The organism is Spiroplasma endosymbiont of Seladonia tumulorum (assembly GCF_964020235.1).
Lineage (GTDB): Bacteria > Bacillota_I > Bacilli_A > Mycoplasmatales > Mycoplasmataceae > Spiroplasma.
In genome coordinates, this window is sequence record NZ_OZ026545.1 from 1549111 (window position 1) to 1569788 (window position 20678).

15 protein-coding genes and 2 pseudogenes are annotated in these 20678 nt (G+C 28.5%); 16 read left to right on the top strand and 1 reads right to left on the bottom strand.

The genetic code is table 4. From position 1 onward, the window contains the following. Positions 1–401 precede the first annotated feature (401 nt). From AACL22_RS13895 to AACL22_RS09970, 9 genes and pseudogenes are all read left to right on the top strand, one after another. Positions 402–1373, top strand: a pseudogene (locus AACL22_RS13895) (IS30 family transposase). 162 nt (positions 1374–1535) lie between these two features. Next, a pseudogene (locus AACL22_RS13900) lies at positions 1536–3136 on the top strand (helicase-related protein); the annotation flags it as partial. Positions 3137–3175: 39 nt separating this feature from the next. Then, positions 3176–4099, top strand: coding sequence for an HPr(Ser) kinase/phosphatase (gene hprK, locus AACL22_RS09940; protein WP_338991837.1), 924 nt, complete (start codon positions 3176–3178; stop codon positions 4097–4099). 21 nt (positions 4100–4120) lie between these two features. Next, complete coding sequence (locus AACL22_RS09945; protein ID WP_338991839.1) at positions 4121–5326, top strand: prolipoprotein diacylglyceryl transferase; 1206 nt, start codon at positions 4121–4123, stop codon at positions 5324–5326. After that, on the top strand, positions 5310–6251 hold the full coding sequence (gene trxB, locus AACL22_RS09950; RefSeq protein WP_338991841.1) for a thioredoxin-disulfide reductase: 942 nt from the start codon (positions 5310–5312) through the stop codon (positions 6249–6251). Before AACL22_RS09945 ends, trxB begins: the two co-directional genes overlap by 17 nt. A 63-nt stretch (positions 6252–6314) precedes the next feature. Beyond that, entirely contained in the window at positions 6315–7553 is a 1239-nt protein-coding gene (locus tag AACL22_RS09955) for a phosphoglycerate kinase (protein ID WP_338991842.1), read from the top strand. A 120-nt stretch (positions 7554–7673) separates the two neighbouring features. Then, positions 7674–10064 (top strand): preprotein translocase subunit SecA, encoded by a 2391-nt coding sequence (gene secA, locus AACL22_RS09960; protein WP_338991844.1) that lies wholly within the window; start codon positions 7674–7676, stop codon positions 10062–10064. 76 nt (positions 10065–10140) lie between these two features. After that, positions 10141–11064 (top strand): DNA-binding protein WhiA, encoded by a 924-nt coding sequence (whiA, locus tag AACL22_RS09965; protein WP_338991846.1) that lies wholly within the window; start codon positions 10141–10143, stop codon positions 11062–11064. Positions 11065–11128: 64 nt separating this feature from the next. Further along, complete coding sequence (locus AACL22_RS09970) at positions 11129–12547, top strand: APC family permease (RefSeq protein ID WP_338991848.1); 1419 nt, start codon at positions 11129–11131, stop codon at positions 12545–12547. A gap of 80 nt (positions 12548–12627) precedes the next feature. Here AACL22_RS09970 and AACL22_RS09975 read toward each other — a convergent pair whose 3' ends face one another. Continuing rightward, a complete protein-coding gene (locus AACL22_RS09975; protein WP_338991849.1) occupies positions 12628–12894 on the bottom strand; it encodes a rhodanese-like domain-containing protein in 267 nt (88 codons plus the stop codon). A gap of 110 nt (positions 12895–13004) precedes the next feature. Here AACL22_RS09975 and tpiA point away from each other — a divergent pair, with 110 nt between their 5' ends. From tpiA to AACL22_RS10010, 7 genes are all read left to right on the top strand, one after another. Then, positions 13005–13742, top strand: a complete 738-nt coding sequence (tpiA, locus tag AACL22_RS09980; protein WP_338991851.1) for a triose-phosphate isomerase — start codon at positions 13005–13007, stop codon at positions 13740–13742. 123 nt (positions 13743–13865) lie between these two features. After that, positions 13866–15398 carry an ABC-F family ATP-binding cassette domain-containing protein gene (locus AACL22_RS09985; protein ID WP_338991853.1) on the top strand — a complete coding sequence of 511 codons (1533 nt, stop codon included), beginning with the start codon at positions 13866–13868 and terminating at the stop codon, positions 15396–15398. Positions 15399–15402: 4 nt separating this feature from the next. Further along, positions 15403–15705, top strand: a complete 303-nt coding sequence (locus AACL22_RS09990) for a GIY-YIG nuclease family protein (protein ID WP_338991855.1) — start codon at positions 15403–15405, stop codon at positions 15703–15705. 23 nt (positions 15706–15728) lie between these two features. Then, positions 15729–16301 carry a hypothetical protein gene (locus tag AACL22_RS09995; protein ID WP_338991857.1) on the top strand — a complete coding sequence of 191 codons (573 nt, stop codon included), beginning with the start codon at positions 15729–15731 and terminating at the stop codon, positions 16299–16301. 125 nt (positions 16302–16426) lie between these two features. Continuing rightward, the gene (locus AACL22_RS10000; protein ID WP_338991858.1) at positions 16427–16750 is read left to right on the top strand and encodes a hypothetical protein; all 324 of its coding nucleotides are present in this window, start codon (positions 16427–16429) and stop codon (positions 16748–16750) included. Between the two features lie 144 nt (positions 16751–16894). After that, a complete protein-coding gene (uvrA, locus tag AACL22_RS10005; protein WP_338991860.1) occupies positions 16895–19732 on the top strand; it encodes an excinuclease ABC subunit UvrA in 2838 nt (945 codons plus the stop codon). A 9-nt stretch (positions 19733–19741) separates the two neighbouring features. Then, positions 19742–20659 (top strand): bifunctional folylpolyglutamate synthase/dihydrofolate synthase, encoded by a 918-nt coding sequence (locus AACL22_RS10010; RefSeq protein ID WP_338991862.1) that lies wholly within the window; start codon positions 19742–19744, stop codon positions 20657–20659. Positions 20660–20678 lie beyond the last annotated feature (19 nt).

Here is a 20678-nt window from a genome sequence, read left to right on the forward strand (position 1 = left end):
CCTTTCTTTTATCTTGAAACTTTTTATCAAGATCTATTGACATTATATATATATGCAAGTCAAGCATTTTTAAAGCATATTTGAGAAAGGTAATTATTTAAATGATTATTATTGTGATTATATTGTACTAAATCTGGGCTCGCGGGATTTTCTATAGTTTGTGAAAAATGCCTTAAAGTTTAAAAAAACTCTTGCCGCGCTTTTCAAAATACTTGGGAAAAATTCTAAGCGTTTAAGCGAAGAATTTTATAAAGGTTCCCAAATTTGTTTGAAAGAATCTCAAAACTTTTTTTAACTTGTAAGTCATTTTATCACAAAAATTTAAGAAAATCAACCGCTCGCCCAAAACCTCAAAAAAACTATATAATTAGTTTTGTGCATAAAAGAAGGGATTTTTTAGAATGAATAAAACAAAACATCATTTTTCTTTTAAAGAAAGAGTAATGTTAAAAGATTTATTAGAACTTGATTCATTAAAAAAATGGTCAACCCAATATATCTAAAATAGCAAAAATATTGCATAAAAATCGCAATACAATTAGACGAGAAATAAAAAGATTAAAAGATAATGAATATGATGCTAAATTAGCACACGAAGATTATTTGCAAAAGCGACAAAAATGTTTTAAAAAATCATCATTATTGTTAAATATTTTAGAATGATTAGATGAAAAATATAACAAATTTCATGATTCATCAGAACAAATCTGTAAAAATATGAAAAAGAATTTGGTATTAAATTTCCAGTATCTTTTAAAACTTTATATAAATATATTCATTTGGGATTTTTAAATTTCAAGAAAGATAATTTGTATTTTCACGGTAGAAAATATAAAACAAAAAATAGAATTGATAACCGTGGAAAAATAAGAAATTTTAGAACTATTGAAGAAGCAAAACATGATAAATATGAATTTGGTTGATATCAAATGGATAGTATGGTTGGTAAAAACAATAGTGTTTGTTTAGTTTTAATCGAAGAATTAACCCAATTTAAAATCATTGAACCATTAAAAGAAAAAATAACAAAAGAAGTTACAAACACAGTAGAACGAATTTTTTTAACAGATTTTTAAAAGATAGATGTAAAGGAATAATAACAGATAGAGGAAAAGAATTTGCTAATTGAGAAAAAAATTGAAAAAATAACAAATGCTAAAGTATATTTTTGTGATGCTGGAACTCCAACACAAAAACCCAAAGTTGAAAGAGCAATTCGTGATTTTAGACATTGATTTTCCAAAGGAATTGATTTAAGTATTTATTCAAGAAATTATTATCAAGAAGTTGCTAATATAATAAACTCTAAACTTAAAAAATCTTTACATTGACTATCTTCAAAAGAAGTTTTTATACAAATGTTTAATTTTTAATATAATTACCTATAAAAATTTTAATCATTTTATTTTTCAGTGTGCCAAAATTCATAAATTTAAAACAAAACTACTAAATTTTTTTAAATAAATTATATTGAACATTTATTTTATTGGTGTTATAATAAAATAAAGTAGAGTGCTACACTTCATAGTACAATTTACAAACCGGAAGCTTATTTGCCAGGAAAAGATTTATACATTAATAAAGATGCTCGCCAAAATATGGAGTTAGACTTGATGCGGTTAAGTGCTTTTTATGCTTTAACAACTCGTAAAGATGTTATTGTCGTGGCTTCTGTTGCTGCAATTTATGGAGCACAAGATCCAAATGAATATAAAAAATCTTTTTTGCAAATTAATCGTAATCAAAAAATTAGTAAAAAAGATTTAGCCAATTTTTTAGTATCATCAGGATATGTTCGTAATGATATTGAATTGATTCCAGGTAGTTTTAGTGCTAAAGGTGATGTAATTAAAATTGTTCCAGGGTGAAATGTTAAAACTTTTATTCGCATTGATTTGTTTGGAGATAAAATTGATGATTTAGCTTATATTAATGGAATTACTGGTGATGTTACACAGCGGTTATCAACATTAACAATTTTTCCAGCGCAAGATTATATTACTTCTCCAGAACGCTTTGCTGAAGCAATTAAACGAATTGAAGCAGAATTAAAAGTTCGCTTAGCTGAATTAGAAGCAGCTGGAAAAATTATTGAATTACAACGTTTAAAACAACGAACTGAATATGATTTAGATTTACTTCGTGAAAGTGGAATATGTTCTGGAATTGAAAACTATTCACGACATTTAGATTTACGAGAAGAAGGTGAAGCGCCGTATACTTTGATTGATTTTTTTGGCCAAGATTTTTTAACTATTATTGATGAATCACATATGTCATTGCCGCAAATTCGAGCAATGTATAACACAGATCGAAGTCGAAAAGAAACCTTAGTAAATTATGGTTTTCGTTTAAAAAGTGCATTAGATAATCGTTCCTTAAATTTTGATGAATTTAATCAAAAATTAACGGGATTATTAGATCCAACCGTAGAAGTAAAATCAACAGTAGGACAAATTAATGATATTATTGAACAAGTAAAAATTCGTCGAAAAAAAATGAACGTGTTTTTATTACTACTTTAACAATTCGGATGTCAGAAGATTTAACAAGTTACTTACAAGAACAAAATGTTAAAGTTGCATATTTACATAGTGAATTAAAAACTTTAGAACGTAGTCAAATCTTATTGGATTTACGAAAAGGAGTTTATGATTGTATTATTGGTGTTAACTTAATTCGTGAAGGAATTGATATTCCAGAAGTATCATTAATTTGTATTCTTGATGCTGATAAGCAAGGATTTTTACGAAATGAACGAAGTTTAATTCAAACAATTGGTCGTGCTGCAAGGAATGCGGTTGGGAATGTTATTTTATATGCTGATAGTGTTTCTGAATCAATGCAAAAAGCAATGCGAGAAACTGCTCGCCGTCGGCAAATTCAAGAGGCATATAATTTGAAATATCATATTACTCCAACAACAATTATTAAGAATATTCGTGATTATACTAATATTAAACGTCAAAATGATAAATTACATAACATTAAAAATAAAAAATCAAAAGAATATAAAACAGCTAAAGAAGGATTACTACAAGATTTACGAAAAGAAATGTATGAGGCAAGTAAAAAACTTGATTTTGAACGAGCTGCAGAATTACGCGATATTATTATTGAAATTGAAGCAGAATAATGATTTGTGATAGTATTAATTTACAGGGAGGAACTGGGAATGACAAAGTTTATTGTAAAAGATATTGTTGATAAATTTGGCTACGAGGTGTTAGCTGGAAGGGAAGGTCTTAAACGACCTATTAAAATTTATGGTCTTAATCGACCAGGATTAGAATTAGCTGGCTTTGATTTTGAAAAAAATAATAGTAATCGTCGGGTAGTTTTGTTATCAAATAAAGAGCAATTATTTGTGAATACCTTAAGTGAAAAAGAAAGAAGAGAGAGCTATGAGTATATTTTAAATGAAAATATTCCAATGATTATTTTAACGGAAAAATTTACTGATAAATTATTATTAGAAATTGCAAAAAAACATAGTTGTCCAGTTGTTCGTGCAAGCAATATTACAACAAGTCGTTTATATCAAATGGTATTAGAATTTTTTGATGAACATTTCGCACCAGTAACAGAAGAACATGCATCATTAATTAATGTTTTTGGGAAAGGAATTTTATTAAAAGGAAAATCAGGAATTGGAAAATCAGAAATGACATTAGAATTAATTAAAAAAAATCATTTGTTTGTTGGTGATGATCGGATTATTATTCAGCAACGAAATAATAGATTATATGGGCAATCACATGAAATGTTAAAAAATTTAATTGAAGTCCGTGGTTTAGGAATCTTAGATTTAAGTAAAATTTATGGTTTGCAAGTGTTATTAGATGAATCAAAAATTGATTTAGTAATTGAATTAATTCATTTAGATGATGAACAATATAAATCAATTGACCGATTAGGATCTAAGTATAAACATATTAAAATTTTAGATACAAAGGTACCAATTGTAACAATTCCAGTTACATATGGGCGTAATGTTAGTGAATTAGTTGAGACAGCAGTTTCAAAATTAAAATTAGATGAAGCGGGAATTTCTTCGATGCAAATTTTACAAGATCGTTTTAAAGAATATTCAAAATAAAATTGAGAAGGAGTTTATAACGTGAATTTAGCAACATGAATTGTCCACGATACTTATGGAAATTGATTTCGTCCTTATTGATTTTTAATTTTTTGTGGTTTTGCAATTACCATTATTTTATCATGAATTAATTTTCGTAAACGTGATATTCCAACGCAAGGATTTTACTGAGGAATTTTTGTGATTACACCGATTGCTTTATTAGGGGCTAGTTTTTTGGGTAAATATGATGTTAAAAATCCAATTTTCTTTTTTACATTATTTGCTTTCTGAGAACCAGGAATGAGTATTCATGGGGGGCTAATTTTTGGTTTAATTGCCGGCTGAATTTGATTTGGTTTTGAATCACGAAAACATAATATTTCGTTATGAGTATATGCTGATTTAATTGTTCCAAATATTTTGTTAGCACAAGCAATTGGGCGATGAGGTAATTTTTTTAATCATGAATTATTAGGAGCACCAATTGCACACAAACAATTAATGTGATTGCCAAGTTTTATTCGTGATAATTTTTTTAAATGATATGTCCCAACTCTGGTACCAAATAATTTTCATCCAACAGAGGCAATTGGGATTAACGGAAACCCTGTTGACCCAACTGATTTTAATAATGTGCAATATTTTCAACCAATTTTTCTATATGAATCATTGGCTAATATTTTATTATGATTCTTAATTGTGATTACATTACCATTAATATTTTGTTATAGTTATTATTGAAGGTTTAAAAAAGAAGAACCCGATTTTATGCAGTTATCGTGAAAAGGTGTTTGAGCAAAATGATACTATGATATCAAACCCGATCCAATGGTTGTTAATAATTTATCACAACAAGTAAATTTGAAAAAAGTTTATTTTAAAAATAAGCATAAGATGACAAAAAAACAAGTGATGAAAGCACATTGGAAATATTGTGGTGCACGATTAAAACAAATTTTTACAGCTGATGTCCGAGAATTAGAAAAAAAAGAAAACCCTCATCGTTTAAAAATTTTCCGTTGTGGAATTAAAACTGGGATGTATATTGCTGGTTATAATTTCATTCGGATTATTTTAGAAACACAACGAGATGATCATGATTTATTTTTAAAAAATATGCGAACATTGGATTATGTTATTCTTAGTTTAATGATTGTAATTGGTATTATTTTAATATTATTTGCCCAATGGATAGCTGTTATAAAATGAAGAAAAGGCGGATGATTATATGAAAAACAATACTAATGAAATATATGATATTTTAATTATTGGAGCTGGTCCTGGTGGGATGACAGCAGGAATTTATGCTGCACGAGCAATGGCAAATATTGCAATGATTGAAAAAGGAGCACCAGGAGGAAAAGCAACAAAGACAAGTGAAATTGAAAATTATCCTGGTTTTGATAATATTCAAGGCTATGAATTAGCCATGAAAATGTTTGAACAAACCCAAAAATTAAAAATCTCATATATTGCTGATCGTGTGACAAATATTATAAGACAAGATAATTTGTTTAAATTAGAGTTATTTTCAAAAAAAATCTTATTAGCAAAAGCAGTTATTGTTGCAACCGGAACAGTTGAACGTAAATTAGGAGTGCCTGGTGAATTAGAATTAGAAGGACATGGAGTTTCATATTGTGCAGTTTGTGATGGCGCTTTATATAAAGAAAAAGATGTAGTTGTTGTTGGGGGAGGCTATGCTGCTCTTGAAGAAGCTCTTTATTTAGCGCGCTTTGTTAATAAAGTTTATCTAATTCATCGTCGTGATGAATTTCGTGCTGATAATAATATTGTGAATAAAGTAAAAGCACATCCTAAAATTAATTTTATTGTTGATACAATAGTAACTGAAATTAAGGATGTAACCGAAAAACGGGTGACAACAGTTGTTATTAAAAATGTGAAAACAGGTAAAATTGATAATTTACCAGTTAGTGCTATTTTCCCATATATTGGGGCGATTCCAATTAGTGATTTTGCAAAAAACTTAGGAGTTTTAAATGAAGAAGGCTATTTTATTGTTAATAATAAATGTTTAACAGCATTGCCAGGATTATATGCCGCTGGTGATGTGACAAATACAACATTACGACAAATTGCAACTGCGATTAGTGATGGAGCAAAAGCAGCGCAATTTGCCTTAGAATACCTTAATAGTTGTCATTAAAAAGGTATTTTTTGCGGTAAGATATATATTGGATAAAGATGAAAAAGAAAGTGAGAAGAATTTATGACAAACAAAAAAGAATTAAAAGATGTTCAAGTTAAAGGAAAAAAAGTTTTAGTCCGTGTTGATTTTAATGTTCCAATGAAGGAAGGGCAAGTTACTGATGATAATCGGATTACTGCAGCTTTATCCACAATTAAATATTTGTTAGCACAAGAAGCAAAAGTAATTTTATTTTCTCATTTAGGGAAAGTTAAAACAGCTGATGATTTAGAAAAACGTGATATGGCGCCAGTGGCAAAGGTATTAGAACAAAAATTAGGACAACCAGTTAAGTTTATTAATGCTTTTGAAGGAAAACAATTGGAAGAAGCTATTGATGAAATGCATAATCAAGATGTAATTTTATTTCAAAATACACGCTTTGCTGATATTATTAATAGTAATGGTCAAATTAGTGTTGATAGTGATGGCAAAGCAACTGCAAAACGAGAAAGCAAAAATGATCCTGCTTTAGGGAAATATTGAGCAAGTTTAGGTGATGTTTTTGTTAATGATGCATTTGGAACTGCGCATCGTGCTCATTCTTCAAATGTTGGGATTGCAGAAAATATTGCTGAATCATGTTTAGGATTTTTAGTGGAAAAAGAAGTAAAAATGTTGTCACAAGGAGTAGACAATCCAGTTAAACCATTTGTTGCTATTATTGGTGGCGCAAAGGTTTCTGATAAAATTGGGGTAATTGAACATTTATTAACAAAAGCAGATAAGATTTTAATTGGTGGTGGAATGGCATATACTTTTTTTGCTGCTCAAGGTCACAAAATTGGAAATTCATTATTAGAAGTTGATAAAGTTGAAATTGCTAAAACCTTTTTAGCAAAAGCAAAAGGAAAAATTATTTTACCAATTGATGCATTAGAAGCACCTGAATTTGCTGATGTACCAGCAAAAGTTACAACAGGTTTGGATATTGATGATGGTTATATGGGATTAGATATTGGTTCCAAAACAATTGAATTATTTAAAAAAGAATTAGCGGATGCAAAAACGGTTGCTTGAAATGGACCAATGGGAGTTTTTGAATTTAAAAATTATAGTATTGGAACAAAAGCTGTTTGTGAAGCAATTGCTGAATTAAAAGGAGCCTTTACTTTAATTGGAGGAGGCGATTCAGCTGCAGCGGCAATTCAATTAGGATATAAAGATAAATTTACGCATATTTCAACTGGTGGTGGTGCTAGTTTAGAATATATGGAAGGGAAACCACTGCCTGGTATTGAAGCTGTTCAAAATAAATAATATAATAAAACGACAAAATGTCGTTTTATTGTCAAAATGGAATAACTATGCCAACTATTGTTTTTTATGATAGAATAAATGTGAATGTTTATAATTATATAGAATAGAGGAGATAGTTGAATGGCAGTTAGCGATCGTAAAATTGTAAAAAAACATGGGAAAATAGCAGATAAAATTATGGCGTTAGATGAAACAATGAGAGCATTGTCTGATGATGCATTAAAAGAAAAGACAAATGAATTTAAAACGAAGTTAGCAGAAGGTGCTACATTAGATGATATTTTAGTTGAAGCATTTGCTGTTGCCCGTGAAGCAGCTCGTCGAATTTTAGGATTACATGCTTATCGTGTCCAACTAATTGGGGGTATTGTTCTTCATGAAGGTGATGTGGCTGAAATGAAAACAGGAGAAGGAAAAACTTTAACTGCTTTAATACCAACATATTTGAATGGTTTAACTGGTAAGGGTGTTCATGTTATTACTGTTAATGAATATTTATCAAGACGGGATTCAGAAATTAATGGTCAAGTTTTTAGTTTTTTAGGTTTAACAGTTGGTTTAAATTCTCGTGATATCACTAAAGATGCAAAAAGAGAAGCATATAGTTGTGATATTACTTATACTACTAATGCTGAATTAGGATTTGATTATTTACGAGATAATATGGTAAAAGTTTACAGTGAGAAAGTCCAACGAGGATTAAATTATGCCATTATTGATGAGGCTGACTCAATTTTAATTGATGAATCAAGAACACCATTAATTATTTCGGGGGGACGTCAAAACCGAACACCGCAATATCAAGCAGCTGATCATTTTGCAAAATCATTATCACGAGAGAATGATCTTGAAATTGATTTAGAAACAAAACAAGTTTATTTAACTCCAGAAGGAATTACTAAAGCAGAAAAAATCTTTTCAATTAATTCTTTATTTGATATTAAAAATACTGAATTATACCATTTAATCCTAAATGCTTTAAAAGCTAATTTTGTTTTTAAAAATGGTGTTGAATATGTTGTTCAAAATAATGAAATTATTTTAATTGATCAGTTTACTGGCCGTTTAATGTCGGGACGTGCTTATAGTGATGGTTTGCAACAATCATTACAAGCAAAGGAACGTGTTGATATTGAAGAAGAAACAGTGACAATGGCAACAATTACTTACCAAAACTTTTTCCGATTATATAATAAATTAAGTGGGATGACTGGTACTGCAAAAACAGGGGAAGAAGAATTTATTAAAATTTATAATATGCGTGTAATTCAAGTTCCAACTAATCACCCATTAATTCGCCGTGATGAAGCTGATTATATGTTTGCAAATCGTGATGTAAAAATGCAAGCAATGATGAAAGAAATTATTGCCTTGCATGAAAAGGGACAACCAATTTTAATTGGAACAACTTCAGTTGATTCATCAGAAATTGTGTCGCATTATTTACGAAATGCTAACTTAAAATTTGAAATGTTAAATGCGAAAAATCATGAGCGTGAAGCAGACATTATTGCAAAAGCTGGTGAAAAAGGAGCTATTACTTTAGCAACAAATATGGCTGGTCGGGGAACAGACATTAAGTTAGGTGATGGTGTTAAAGAAATTGGAGGATTAGCTGTTTTTGGGGTTGAACGAAACGAAGCACGTCGAATTGATAACCAGTTACGAGGGCGAGCAGGACGACAAGGAGATCCTGGTTTTTCACGGTTTTATGTTGCTATGGATGATGAATTAATGATGCGTTTTGGTGGGGATCGCCTACGTCGAATTTTTGCTCGGTTAGGTTCGGATTTTATTCAATCACGAATGTTAACAAGAGCAATTTCTAATGCACAAAAAAAAGTTGAGGGAATGAATTTTGATCAACGAAAACATATTTTAGATTATGATAATGTTTTAGCACAACATCGTGAAGCAATGTATGCACGACGTGATCAAATTTTAACAGCAACTGATTTAAAACCAATTATTAAAAAAATGCAATATTCGGCAGCTTATGATTTAACCAAAATGTTTGGTAATGAATCGCATGAGGAATGATTTATTCATTATGATGATTTAATTAAGGGGATTAGTGATAAAGTTGTTGCAGCTAATGTGTTAGAAAAAGCAGTCATGGAAAAAATGAAGCGAGAAGAAGTTGCAAAATATGTGGCAACAAAAATGAATGAATTTTATTTAGCGCGAACAGAAGATGTTCCTGCTGCTGTTATTAATCAAATTGAACGAAGTGCAATTATTACTTCGTTTGATGATTATTGAACAAAACATATTGATCAAGCAAGTAAATTACGAAGTGGAATTTACTTACGAAGTTATGCTCAAACAAATCCATTACACGCTTATGTTGAAGAAGCTGCAAAATTATTTGAGCATATGCAATTATCAATTGCACATGAAGTTGTAATTAAATTAGCAAATGTTGTTATTCGCAAAATTGATGGTGATATTCAAGCTGAACCGTTTCATGATTCAGAACAAGAAATTCGAGAATTTAAACAAAAAGGGTAATTAATAAACCACTATGCTAAAGTAGTGGTTTTTCTGTATTATTAAATTAAAATGGGGGATAAAGATGAGCTTTGCGTTGGAAGTAAAAAAGGAAATTGTTAGAAAAGAATTTGACCAAATGTGTCAGAAAGCTTTTTTAACTGGTTTTGTTAAATATAATATGACATTAAATATTAGTAATCATTTTTTTAACTTTGAAGTAACCTCAATTAGTAATCTAATTATTCGAACAATTTATACGTTTTTAAAAAATTTATATCAAGTTAAAATTGACATCATTATTGTTCAAGGTACAAAATTAAAAAATAGCAAAACCTTCAATTTACGAATTAAAGAACGAGCTACTGAAATATTAAAAGACCTACAAATTTTTGATGCAGAAACTAATCAAAAAATTGTTGCCATTCCATCAGAATGAAATGAACGACAACAACGTGCTTATATTGCAGGCATTTTTGTTGCTTGTGGTAGTGTTAATTCACCAGAAACAAGTAATTATCATTTAGAAGTTCAGTTTAATGATGAAGTTTCAGCACAATATTTTCAAAAATTATTGCATAAATTTCATTTTCCATTTAAGATAATTGTCCGTCATGATCGTTATGTTTGTTATTTAAAAAAATCAATTTTAGTTTCAGATTTCTTAAAATTAATTGATGCAATTAATAGTGTCCTTGCTTTTGAAAATACTCGTATTTCAAGGGATATGGTTAATAGTATTAATCGTTTAAATAATATTGAAATTTCAAATCAACAAAAAGCAATTAAAGCTGGGGAAGAACAAGTTGCAATGATTAATTATTTACTTGAACATGATTTGTTTGATGAACTAAATGAAAATACCAAAAAAGTAGCTTTATTACGAATTGCTTATCCCGATGCATCGTTGCAAGATTTGTCAGCATTATTAGAAAATGAAACTAGTATTGAAATTTCAAAATCGGGAGTAAACCACTTATTTCGTGAAATTAAGAAAAAATATTATGAAAATATAAAATAATTTATGTTATAATTCATTTATTATTTTTTATTAAAATAGGTCATTAAAAATGGAGGAAAAACTAATGGGAAAGCCTAAAAAGCACGTTAAATTTTTTGAATTTTTAACTGTTTTTTCAACAGCGGTTGGAATTACAATTGGAATTGGAATTTATTTAAAAAATGATACTTCAGAAGGACATCTTTTATATTTTACTCAAAATCCTTATTTATCAATTGGATTATGGATTTTAGTTGGAATTTTAGGAATGGCAATGATTATGGTCTTTATTGAAGTTACATCAGTAAAAACTAAAAGTGGACATGGGACATTACCATCATGGGCTAATATTTTAATTGGTCGGCAAGTTGGTAGTTTAATAGCATTATTTTATATCTTTTTTTATTTCCCAATTTTATTGGGTCTTTTCCCAATTTTTAGTATTAATGCAATGTTTGATGCACTAGAAGTGCAAAGCATTAGTAAGGAAACACAACATATAATTGCGATTGCTGTTGGCCTTGTTATTTTAATTTTATTTTACTTAATAAATATTTTTTTCCGAAATGTTGGTAAATGAGTTCAAACAATTGGAACATTTATTAAATTTATTCCTTTACTAGTTAGTCTAGTTATAGGCTTTGTTGCTCCAATTGAAAATAATGTTTTTGATAAATATAGAGAATTAAAGTTTGGTAACTTCTTTATGGGGATTTTACCAGTATTATTTTCATTTGATGGTTTTATTTATGCTGCAGGATTACAAAAAGAAGTTTCTAACAAAAATGTTGTTCCAAAAGCATTATTTGCTGCAATGTTATTTATTACTATTTTTTATATTTTAGAAGTTATTTCTTTATTTTTAGGAACAAATGATGGTAGTGTTTTTACTTTATTTAAAAATCTCCTTGGTGGTCCAATTGCAAAAGTCTTAATGTGATTTATTATGTTAACAGCATTAATGAGTATTAATGGTTTAACCTTTGTAGCTCCTTCATTTGGACATACAGTGCAAGAAGAAAATCTTGTTTATATTGGAAAGAAAGAATTAAGTTATCAACAAATTGGTTTGATTCAAATGGCAATTACTGTTTGTTTCAATTTAATATTAATGGGACTTAGTCTTGGCGTTATAGGTGATCCAATGTATTTATTAGATCTTTCTTCTAATGCCGTTAGTTTTACTGCTTTTCTATGTTATATTAGTTTAATTATTGCTGTTTGTGTTAATCGTTATACAAAGCAAGTAGAAGTAGCAAAAGTAAAAGGAATGTATTATTATGCTGGTTTTTCTCTTTTCTTGCTAATAGATTTAATAGGTTATATTATGTATAATTTCTTTGCTTATAGTAGTAATCATAAAACTTTATATAGTTTATTAATTATTATTTGGGGAACATTAGTAATATGAGGTATTAATGAATTATTATTATGGCATAAAGCAACACCACCTGCTGGTGAAGTAAAAATAAAAACCCCATTGATTAATAATGTTAATCAATAGGATTATAAGTAAGAATTTTATCAAGTTCATCAAACTGATGAACTTTTTTTCATCCACCAATAAGAATATAAACTTTAAAATTATGTTTTTTTTAATAAACGGTATAAATCTAAAAGAGAATGGCCAGCACTTGAAACAAAAAGAATTTTTTTATTTTTAGTTACTTTTTTTGAATAAATTAAACGAAAAAGATGATGAGGAATATTAATACTATTAATAATATGACTTTCAATTCATTCTTCTTTTGGACGAATATCAATAATTAACCATTTATCTGAATTATTAATTTTTGGTAGTCTTTTAATTGATTTAGTATTGTATTTCATTTCAAATGCTGATAAAAACATCTTTTTACCTCTATGAAAACATTATAATATTAAGAAAGTTAATATTTTATTAAGAAATCATTAAAATTTAAGTATATAATTAAAATGTTAGATAGAAACGAGGGAGAAGAATGCGAAAACCAATTATTATTGGAAATTGAAAAATGCATAAAGCAACGGATGAAACAATTGACTTTTTAAAACAAGTTGATAATGTATGTCATGATTTAAAACTTGAAGCTGGTATTGCAGTACCATTTGTTAATTTAGCAGTAGCAAAACAACATGCGCATCATTTAATTATTGCGGCTCAAAATTGTCATTATGAAGATTTTGGGGCTTTTACTGGTGAAATTTCAGTTGAAATGTTGCAATCTTTAAAGATTACGCATGTTATTATTGGACACTCAGAACGTCGTGAAATGTTTAATGAGACAAATGAAACAATAAACTTAAAAGCAAAAAAAATCTTAGCAAAAGGGATGATGCCGATTATTTGCTGTGGTGAAACATTACAACAATATGAAAACAATGAAACACAGCAAATTGTTGAAACACAAATTAAAAAAGCATTACAAGGTATTGATTTTGAAGATGCAAAAACAATTGTTATTGCTTATGAACCAATTTGAGCAATTGGAACAGGGAAAACAGCAACAGCTGAGATTGCACAAAATGTTTGTGCAATAATCCGAGCAAAAATTGCTAATCTTTATGATGAAGTAGTAGCAAATATGATACGAATTCAATATGGAGGTAGTGTTAAACCGGAAAATATTCAAGAATTATTAGCTCAACCAGATATTGATGGTGCTTTGGTTGGCGGTGCTAGTTTAGAACCAAAAACTTTTTTAGGGTTAGTAAAATAATTAATAATAAAAAATAATAAATAAGATTTTATTTTCAGAAGTTAACTTTGATAGATTTAACTTTTTTTTATTTTTCTTAAAATAAGATATAATTATATCTTAGAATAAAGGATTGAGGTTAAAATGAGTTTAATTAATATTGAAAATTTAAGTCATGCTAACGGTGGGAAAGTTTTATATAAAAATTCAGCAATTTGAATTAATAAAGGTGAACATTTAGCTTTAATTGGAGCAAATGGAACAGGGAAAACAACATTATTAAGTATTATTTATGGAAAACTTACTCCTGATGAAGCAGATATTGAGTTGCATACAAGGGTAAAAATTGGTTATTTAGACCAACACCAAGAGTTAGATGGAACATTAACAGTTGATCAATTTTTAAAATTAACATATCAACATTTATTTGAAATTGAGGAAAAAATTCATGCAATTTATGAAAAAATGAGTCTTAATTATAATGAAGATGAACTTGTCAAAGCACTGAAATTACAAGAACACTTAGATCAAAATGGTTTTGAAACAATTGATAAGGAAATTCGTAGTTTAGTTGATGGTTTAGGAATTGATCCAGAAAAATTGAATGTTAAATTATCCGAATTATCGGGTGGTCAACGAGGAAAAGTTATCCTAGCAAAGTTATTATTATCAGAAAATGATTTTTTGTTATTAGATGAACCAACTAACTTTTTAGATTTAGAACAAGTTAAATGATTAGCCAAATTTTTACAAAATTATGAAAAAGCGTTTCTAGTTGTTTCTCATGATATTGATTTTATTAATAAAGTAGCAAAAGTGATTTATGCTATTGAAAACTTAAGCATTAATCGCTATGTTGGTAATTATCAACAATATTTAGCATTAAGTGAATTAAAAAATGAACAATATGATAAAGCACAAAAAGGTCAAGAACGTCTAATTAAAAAATTGGAAACTTATGTCGCAAAAAATAAGGCGCGTGCTTCAACAGCAAGAAGCGCCCAGTCACGACAAAAACAAATTGATAAAATTGAGGTAATGGATAAACGGCATGAATTAACAAAACCAAAATTTGTTTTTAAATATAAGAGACCAGCTAGTATGACTATTATTAGTGCAGAGCAATTAGCAATAGGATATCAGCTTCCTTTAATTAAGCAATTAACATTTGATATTCGTGATGGTGAAAAATGTATTGTGCAAGGATATAATGGAATTGGAAAAACAACCTTTCTAAATACTTTAGCAGGAAATATTCCTAAGTTAGGTGGAACATTAAAAATTGGTAATGGAGTAGTTATTGCGTATTTTCATCAAATTGAACAATTAATGGATATGACACCAATTGAATATTTAAAAAACTTATTTCCAGACTTGGAAGAAGGGCGAATTCGAAGTATTTTAGCCAACTTTGGCGTTAAAAGTACTTTAATGCAAAATCAGATAACAAAGTTGTCGGGTGGTGAACAAACAAAGGTTCGGTTATCGGCATTATCTTTACAACCATGTAGTTTACTAATTTTAGATGAACCAACGAACCATATTGATGTTTTGACCAAAAAAGCATTGTTAGAAGCAATTCAAGCCTTTGATGGAACAGTTCTAATTACAACGCATGATATTAATTTAAATGTTAATTGAGCTGACAAAGTGCTTGATTTTGAAACGATGGTTTAGCAATATGATGCAAAAACATTATTTTTATGTCTTATTCTGTGCTGATGAAACACTCTATGCTGGTTATACGGTTGATTTAAGACGGCGCGAAAAAGAACATAATATGGGCATTGGGGCAAAATATACCGCTTTAGCAAAACGACGACCAATCAAAATAATTTATAGTGAAGAATATGCAACTCGTTCTGCAGCAATGCAATGTGAAGCCGCTTTTAAGCAATTATCACGGTTAGAAAAAATTATCTTTTTGCAAGAACATAATATTAATTTACCATTTGTAATTTCATCAGATATGGTAAAATCATAATAGGAGCATGAAGTGGGGGTAGGATGGATAGTAATATTAAAGTTTTAGTTGATGAATTAACTAAACTATATCATCGTTATCAAACAGAATCACTGCGTAATGATATTATGACTTGCTTAGATATTTTAAAATATTATGATTTTAATGACAAAAATAATCAAATTTTTATTGGTTATGTCGTACGAGTTTTGTTTATTGTAACAGTAAAGGTTGAAGAAAATATTGATTTAACAACGGATTTATCAAATTTAGTTGCTAAAGGATATACAACTGGTAATCATCGTAATATTTTTCGCCGCAAAAAGTCAAAAAATACTAATGATTTTGAAAAAGAAGTTGAGTTTTATATTAAACGAAATTATTTTGATGATGAATATGAGCGTTTACAACGATTACTTTTGAAAAGGAACGCCAAACTAATTGGCCCCGTAAATGATTCTTTAGCAGGCTTTAATTATGAAAAAATATTAACTAATGCTATTCAATTATTGGATAATCAAGAATTAGTATTAAGATTACAAAATGTTGTAATTCTAATTTTAAAACCATTTGAAATTGAAAAAAAATGAATTTTTAACGAAAGAAACATTAATTAGTAAGCAATTGCTTGCAATTAATGAACATCGTGCTAAATATTTGAAGCAATATAACAAATTATTTCTTCAAACAAATAATTAATTTATATAGTACAATATAAGTAGTTTAAACAAGGGAGGAAGTTATGAAACCAGAATTAAAGGAATTATTATTAAAAATTAAAACTAAAATTAATGATGATAAACTTTTTCGTGATTTTATTGGCGAAGTTCTAAATGAAGCTAATTACAATAATTATTATGAACAATCAGTTGCTGATGAAGAAATTGCAGAGCAATTAGTTGAAATCTATTTTATTGAAAATTATAGTAGTGATGAAGAAGTTTCAGATCTAAAAGAAAAAATCATGAAAATTTTATTCTTTTTAGAAGGACAAGAAGAATTAATTAAAGAGTATGCTTATTTTGTTGAAACCAAAGTAAGTCAAATTGTGACAGAACTTAACTAATTTTATTAATCTGACAGTTAATGTTAGATTTTTTAAACTTAGATTTAATCATTTGTACATATTAAAAATTTACAATTTTCTTTTTTAAAAATAAGATTATTTTATGATGCTAATTTACAAAAAACTAATTAAGAGGGTGAGAGAATGGGAAAAGATTGAATCGTTGTTAAAGGCGCTCGAGAGAATAATTTAAAGAATATTGATGTTAAGGTACCTAAAGATAAATTAGTTGTTTTTACTGGTTTATTAGGAAGTGGAAAATCATCATTAGCTTTTAATACCATTTATGTAGAAGGAAGACGCCGTTATATTGAAAGTCTATCAAGTTATGCTTGCCAATTTTTAGGTGGAAAAGAAAAACCTGATGTTGATACAATTGAAGGTTTGTCACCAGCGATTTCTATTGATCAAAAAACAACTAGTCATAATCCTCGCAGTACTGTTGGAACAGTTACTGAAATTTATGATTATTTACGTTTATTATATGCTCGCGTTGGGACACCATATTGTATTAATGGTCATGGGGTTATTAAATCAGTAACAGTTAAAGAAATAATAAATAATTTAAAACAACTTTTAACAGAAGGTGAAAAATTTATGATTTTGTCGCCAGTAGTTCGTGATAAGAAAGGTAGTTTTAAAGATTTATTTGCACGTTTAAAACAAGAAATTTTTATTCGTGTCAAGGTTAAAGATAAAATCAAAACTTTAGATGAAGAAATTGAATTAAATAAAAATAAACGACAAAATATTGATATTATTATTGACCGTTTGGTTTATAAAGAATCAGCAGATTTATTAAGTCGAATTCATGATGCAATTGAAGTAGCGTTAAAATATGGTAATGCATTAGTAAAAATTGATTTTGCTGATCAAAAAAAAGAAATGCTTTTTTCAACTAATTATTCATGTAGTATTTGTGGTTTTGTTATTCCGGAATTAGAACCACGATTATTTTCATTTAATTCACCCTCAGGAGCTTGTAGTGAATGTAAAGGATTGGGAGTAAAATTAGAAGTTGATGAAGATTTATTGATACCTAATCGGTCATTATCAATTTTACAAGGGGCAATTATTTATTTAAAAAATATTGTTAATACAACAAATATTGAATGGCAAAAGTTTAAAGTTTTAGCTAATCATTATCATATTGTGTTAGAACAACCCGTCAGTGATTTGACAAAAGAGCAACTAGAATATTTGATTCGTGGTAGTGATGAACCAATTGAATATAATTTAAAAACAGCTAGTGGGAACATTATGCGGGGATATGATTATATTGAAGGAATTGGGCAGTTAATTGAACGTCGCTATACGGAAACATCAAGTGAATCACAACGTGAATATTATAAACAATTTATGACAGATAAAAAATGTGGAACTTGTTTAGGAAAGCGATTAAATGAAATTCCTTTATCAGTTAAGATTAACAATATTAGTATTTCTGAATTTACTGATTTATCTGTTGAAGATGAATTAAAAGAAGTTTTGAATTTAAAATTAACAGAATCACAACAAGAAATTGCACGATTAATTATTAATGAATTAGTTAATCGTTTGGATTTTTTAAGTCGTGTTGGATTAGGTTATTTAACGTTATCACGTAATACTTCAACATTATCAGGTGGAGAAGCTCAACGAATTCGATTAGCAACGCAAATTGGTAGTCAATTAACAGGGGTTTTGTATGTTCTCGATGAACCTTCAATTGGATTACACCAACGAGATAATGATAAATTAATTGAAACATTAAAAAGTTTACGTGATTTAGGAAATACTTTAATTGTTGTTGAGCACGATGAAGATACGATTTGTGCTAGTGATTATATTATTGACATTGGTCCACGTGCAGGAATTAATGGGGGGCAAGTTGTTGCTGCGGGAAGTATTGATGATATTCAACAAAACCCAAATTCAATTACTGGTAAATATTTAACTGGTGAATTAGCAATTGATGTGCCAAAAAAACGGCGTGGTGGTAATGGCTTAGTATTAGAAATTAAAGGAGCACGAGAAAACAATTTAAAAAATATTAATGTTACAATTCCTTTAAATAAATTTGTTTGTTTAACAGGTGTTTCAGGAAGTGGTAAATCAACTTTAATGAATAAAATTTTATGAAAGGGTATTAAGAAAAATTTAGGGTTAGCAACTAAACGACCAGGGGCACATGATAAAATCGTTGGGATTGATAACATTGATAAAGTAATTAATATTTCCCAATATCCAATTGGGAAAACACCACGGAGTAATCCAGCAACTTATACATCAGTTTTTGATGATATTCGTGATTTATTTGCCAATACAAATGAAGCTAAAGCACGAGGGTATTTGAAGGGTCGTTTTTCGTTTAATATGCCAGGTGGACGTTGTGAACATTGTCAAGGTGATGGAATTATTAAGATTTCAATGCACTTTCTACCAACGGTTTATGTTTCTTGTGAAGTTTGTGAAGGGAAACGTTATAATGATGAAACATTATTAGTTAAATTCAAAGATAAAAATATTTATGATGTTTTAAAAATGACAGTTGACCAAGCTTGTGATTTTTTTGCGGCACAACCAAAAATTAGTCAGAAGTTAGGAACAATGCAAGAGGTTAGGTTAGGTTATATTAAATTAGGTCAATCAGCAACAGAATTGTCTGGTGGAGAAGCCCAACGAGTTAAGTTATCAACCTTCTTGTTAAAACGGACAACGGGAAAAACTTTATTTTTATTAGATGAACCAACAACGGGATTACATGTTGATGATGTTAAAAGATTGTTAGTAGTTTTGAATAAAATTGTTGATAATGGTGATACTGTTATTACGATTGAACATAATTTAGATGTTATTAAAATGGCTGATTATATTATTGATTTAGGACCAGAAGGTGGCGTTGGTAATGGCATGATTGTTGCAACAGGAACACCAGAACAACTTGTTTTAAAAAGTGGCACTAGTTATACAGCGCAATATTTAAAACCTTTATTAAAGTAAGAGGTTACAATGGATGTAAAAAAACAACTTTTTAAGGCAACGTTTTTTCAAAAAAAATATAATTTGGCAAAATTATTAACAGAAAAATATGCGAATGCACAAAATAAAATTAAAGTAATTAATGTTGTTGGTACAAACGGAAAGGGATCAGTTTCAAATTACTTACACCGCCAGTTAATGTTAAATTATCAACGGGTAGGTCTTTTTACATCACCAGCATTTTCAAAACATAATGAACGAATTAAAATTAATAGCAAGATGATTAGTGATAGTGATTTAAAACGAATTATCAAAGAAATTAAAGAAGAAATTAAAACTTATCAATTAACTTTTTTTGAAATTTGAGTTTTAATTTGTATTAAATATTTTTTAGAGCAAAAAATTGATATTGCAATTATTGAAGCTGGAATTGGTGGCTGTTTAGATGCAACGAATGTTTTTAATAATCAATTAGCTGTTTTATTAACTTCAATTGATTATGAACATACTGAGATATTAGGCAATACTTTGGATAGTATTATTCAAAATAAAGTTGGAATTGCAAAAAACAATTGTCAACTTTTTATTAGTGCTAGTTGTAAAAAACATTTTAATTTAATTGCAAAATATTATAATTCGGATAATATTATTACAAGCGAAGTTTACCCACATGCAATTAATTATTACCAAGAATTTAATGTTGGCTTAGTTATTAAGTTTTTAAAAATTTTTAAGTTTAAAATTAATTATGAGCTTTTAAAAGTGAACCCAGTCTTAGGGCGTTTTACCCAACTAAGTAAAAATCCGTATTTTATTATTGATGGAGCACATAATCCAGAAGGAATTCGTGCCTGTATTCATACTTTTGAAATGTTACATAATTTGAATCGAAATGAAGTATTAGTATTGTATGCTTCTTCACAAAAAAAAATTATATGCAAAATTTAACTTTATTGAAGGAACATTT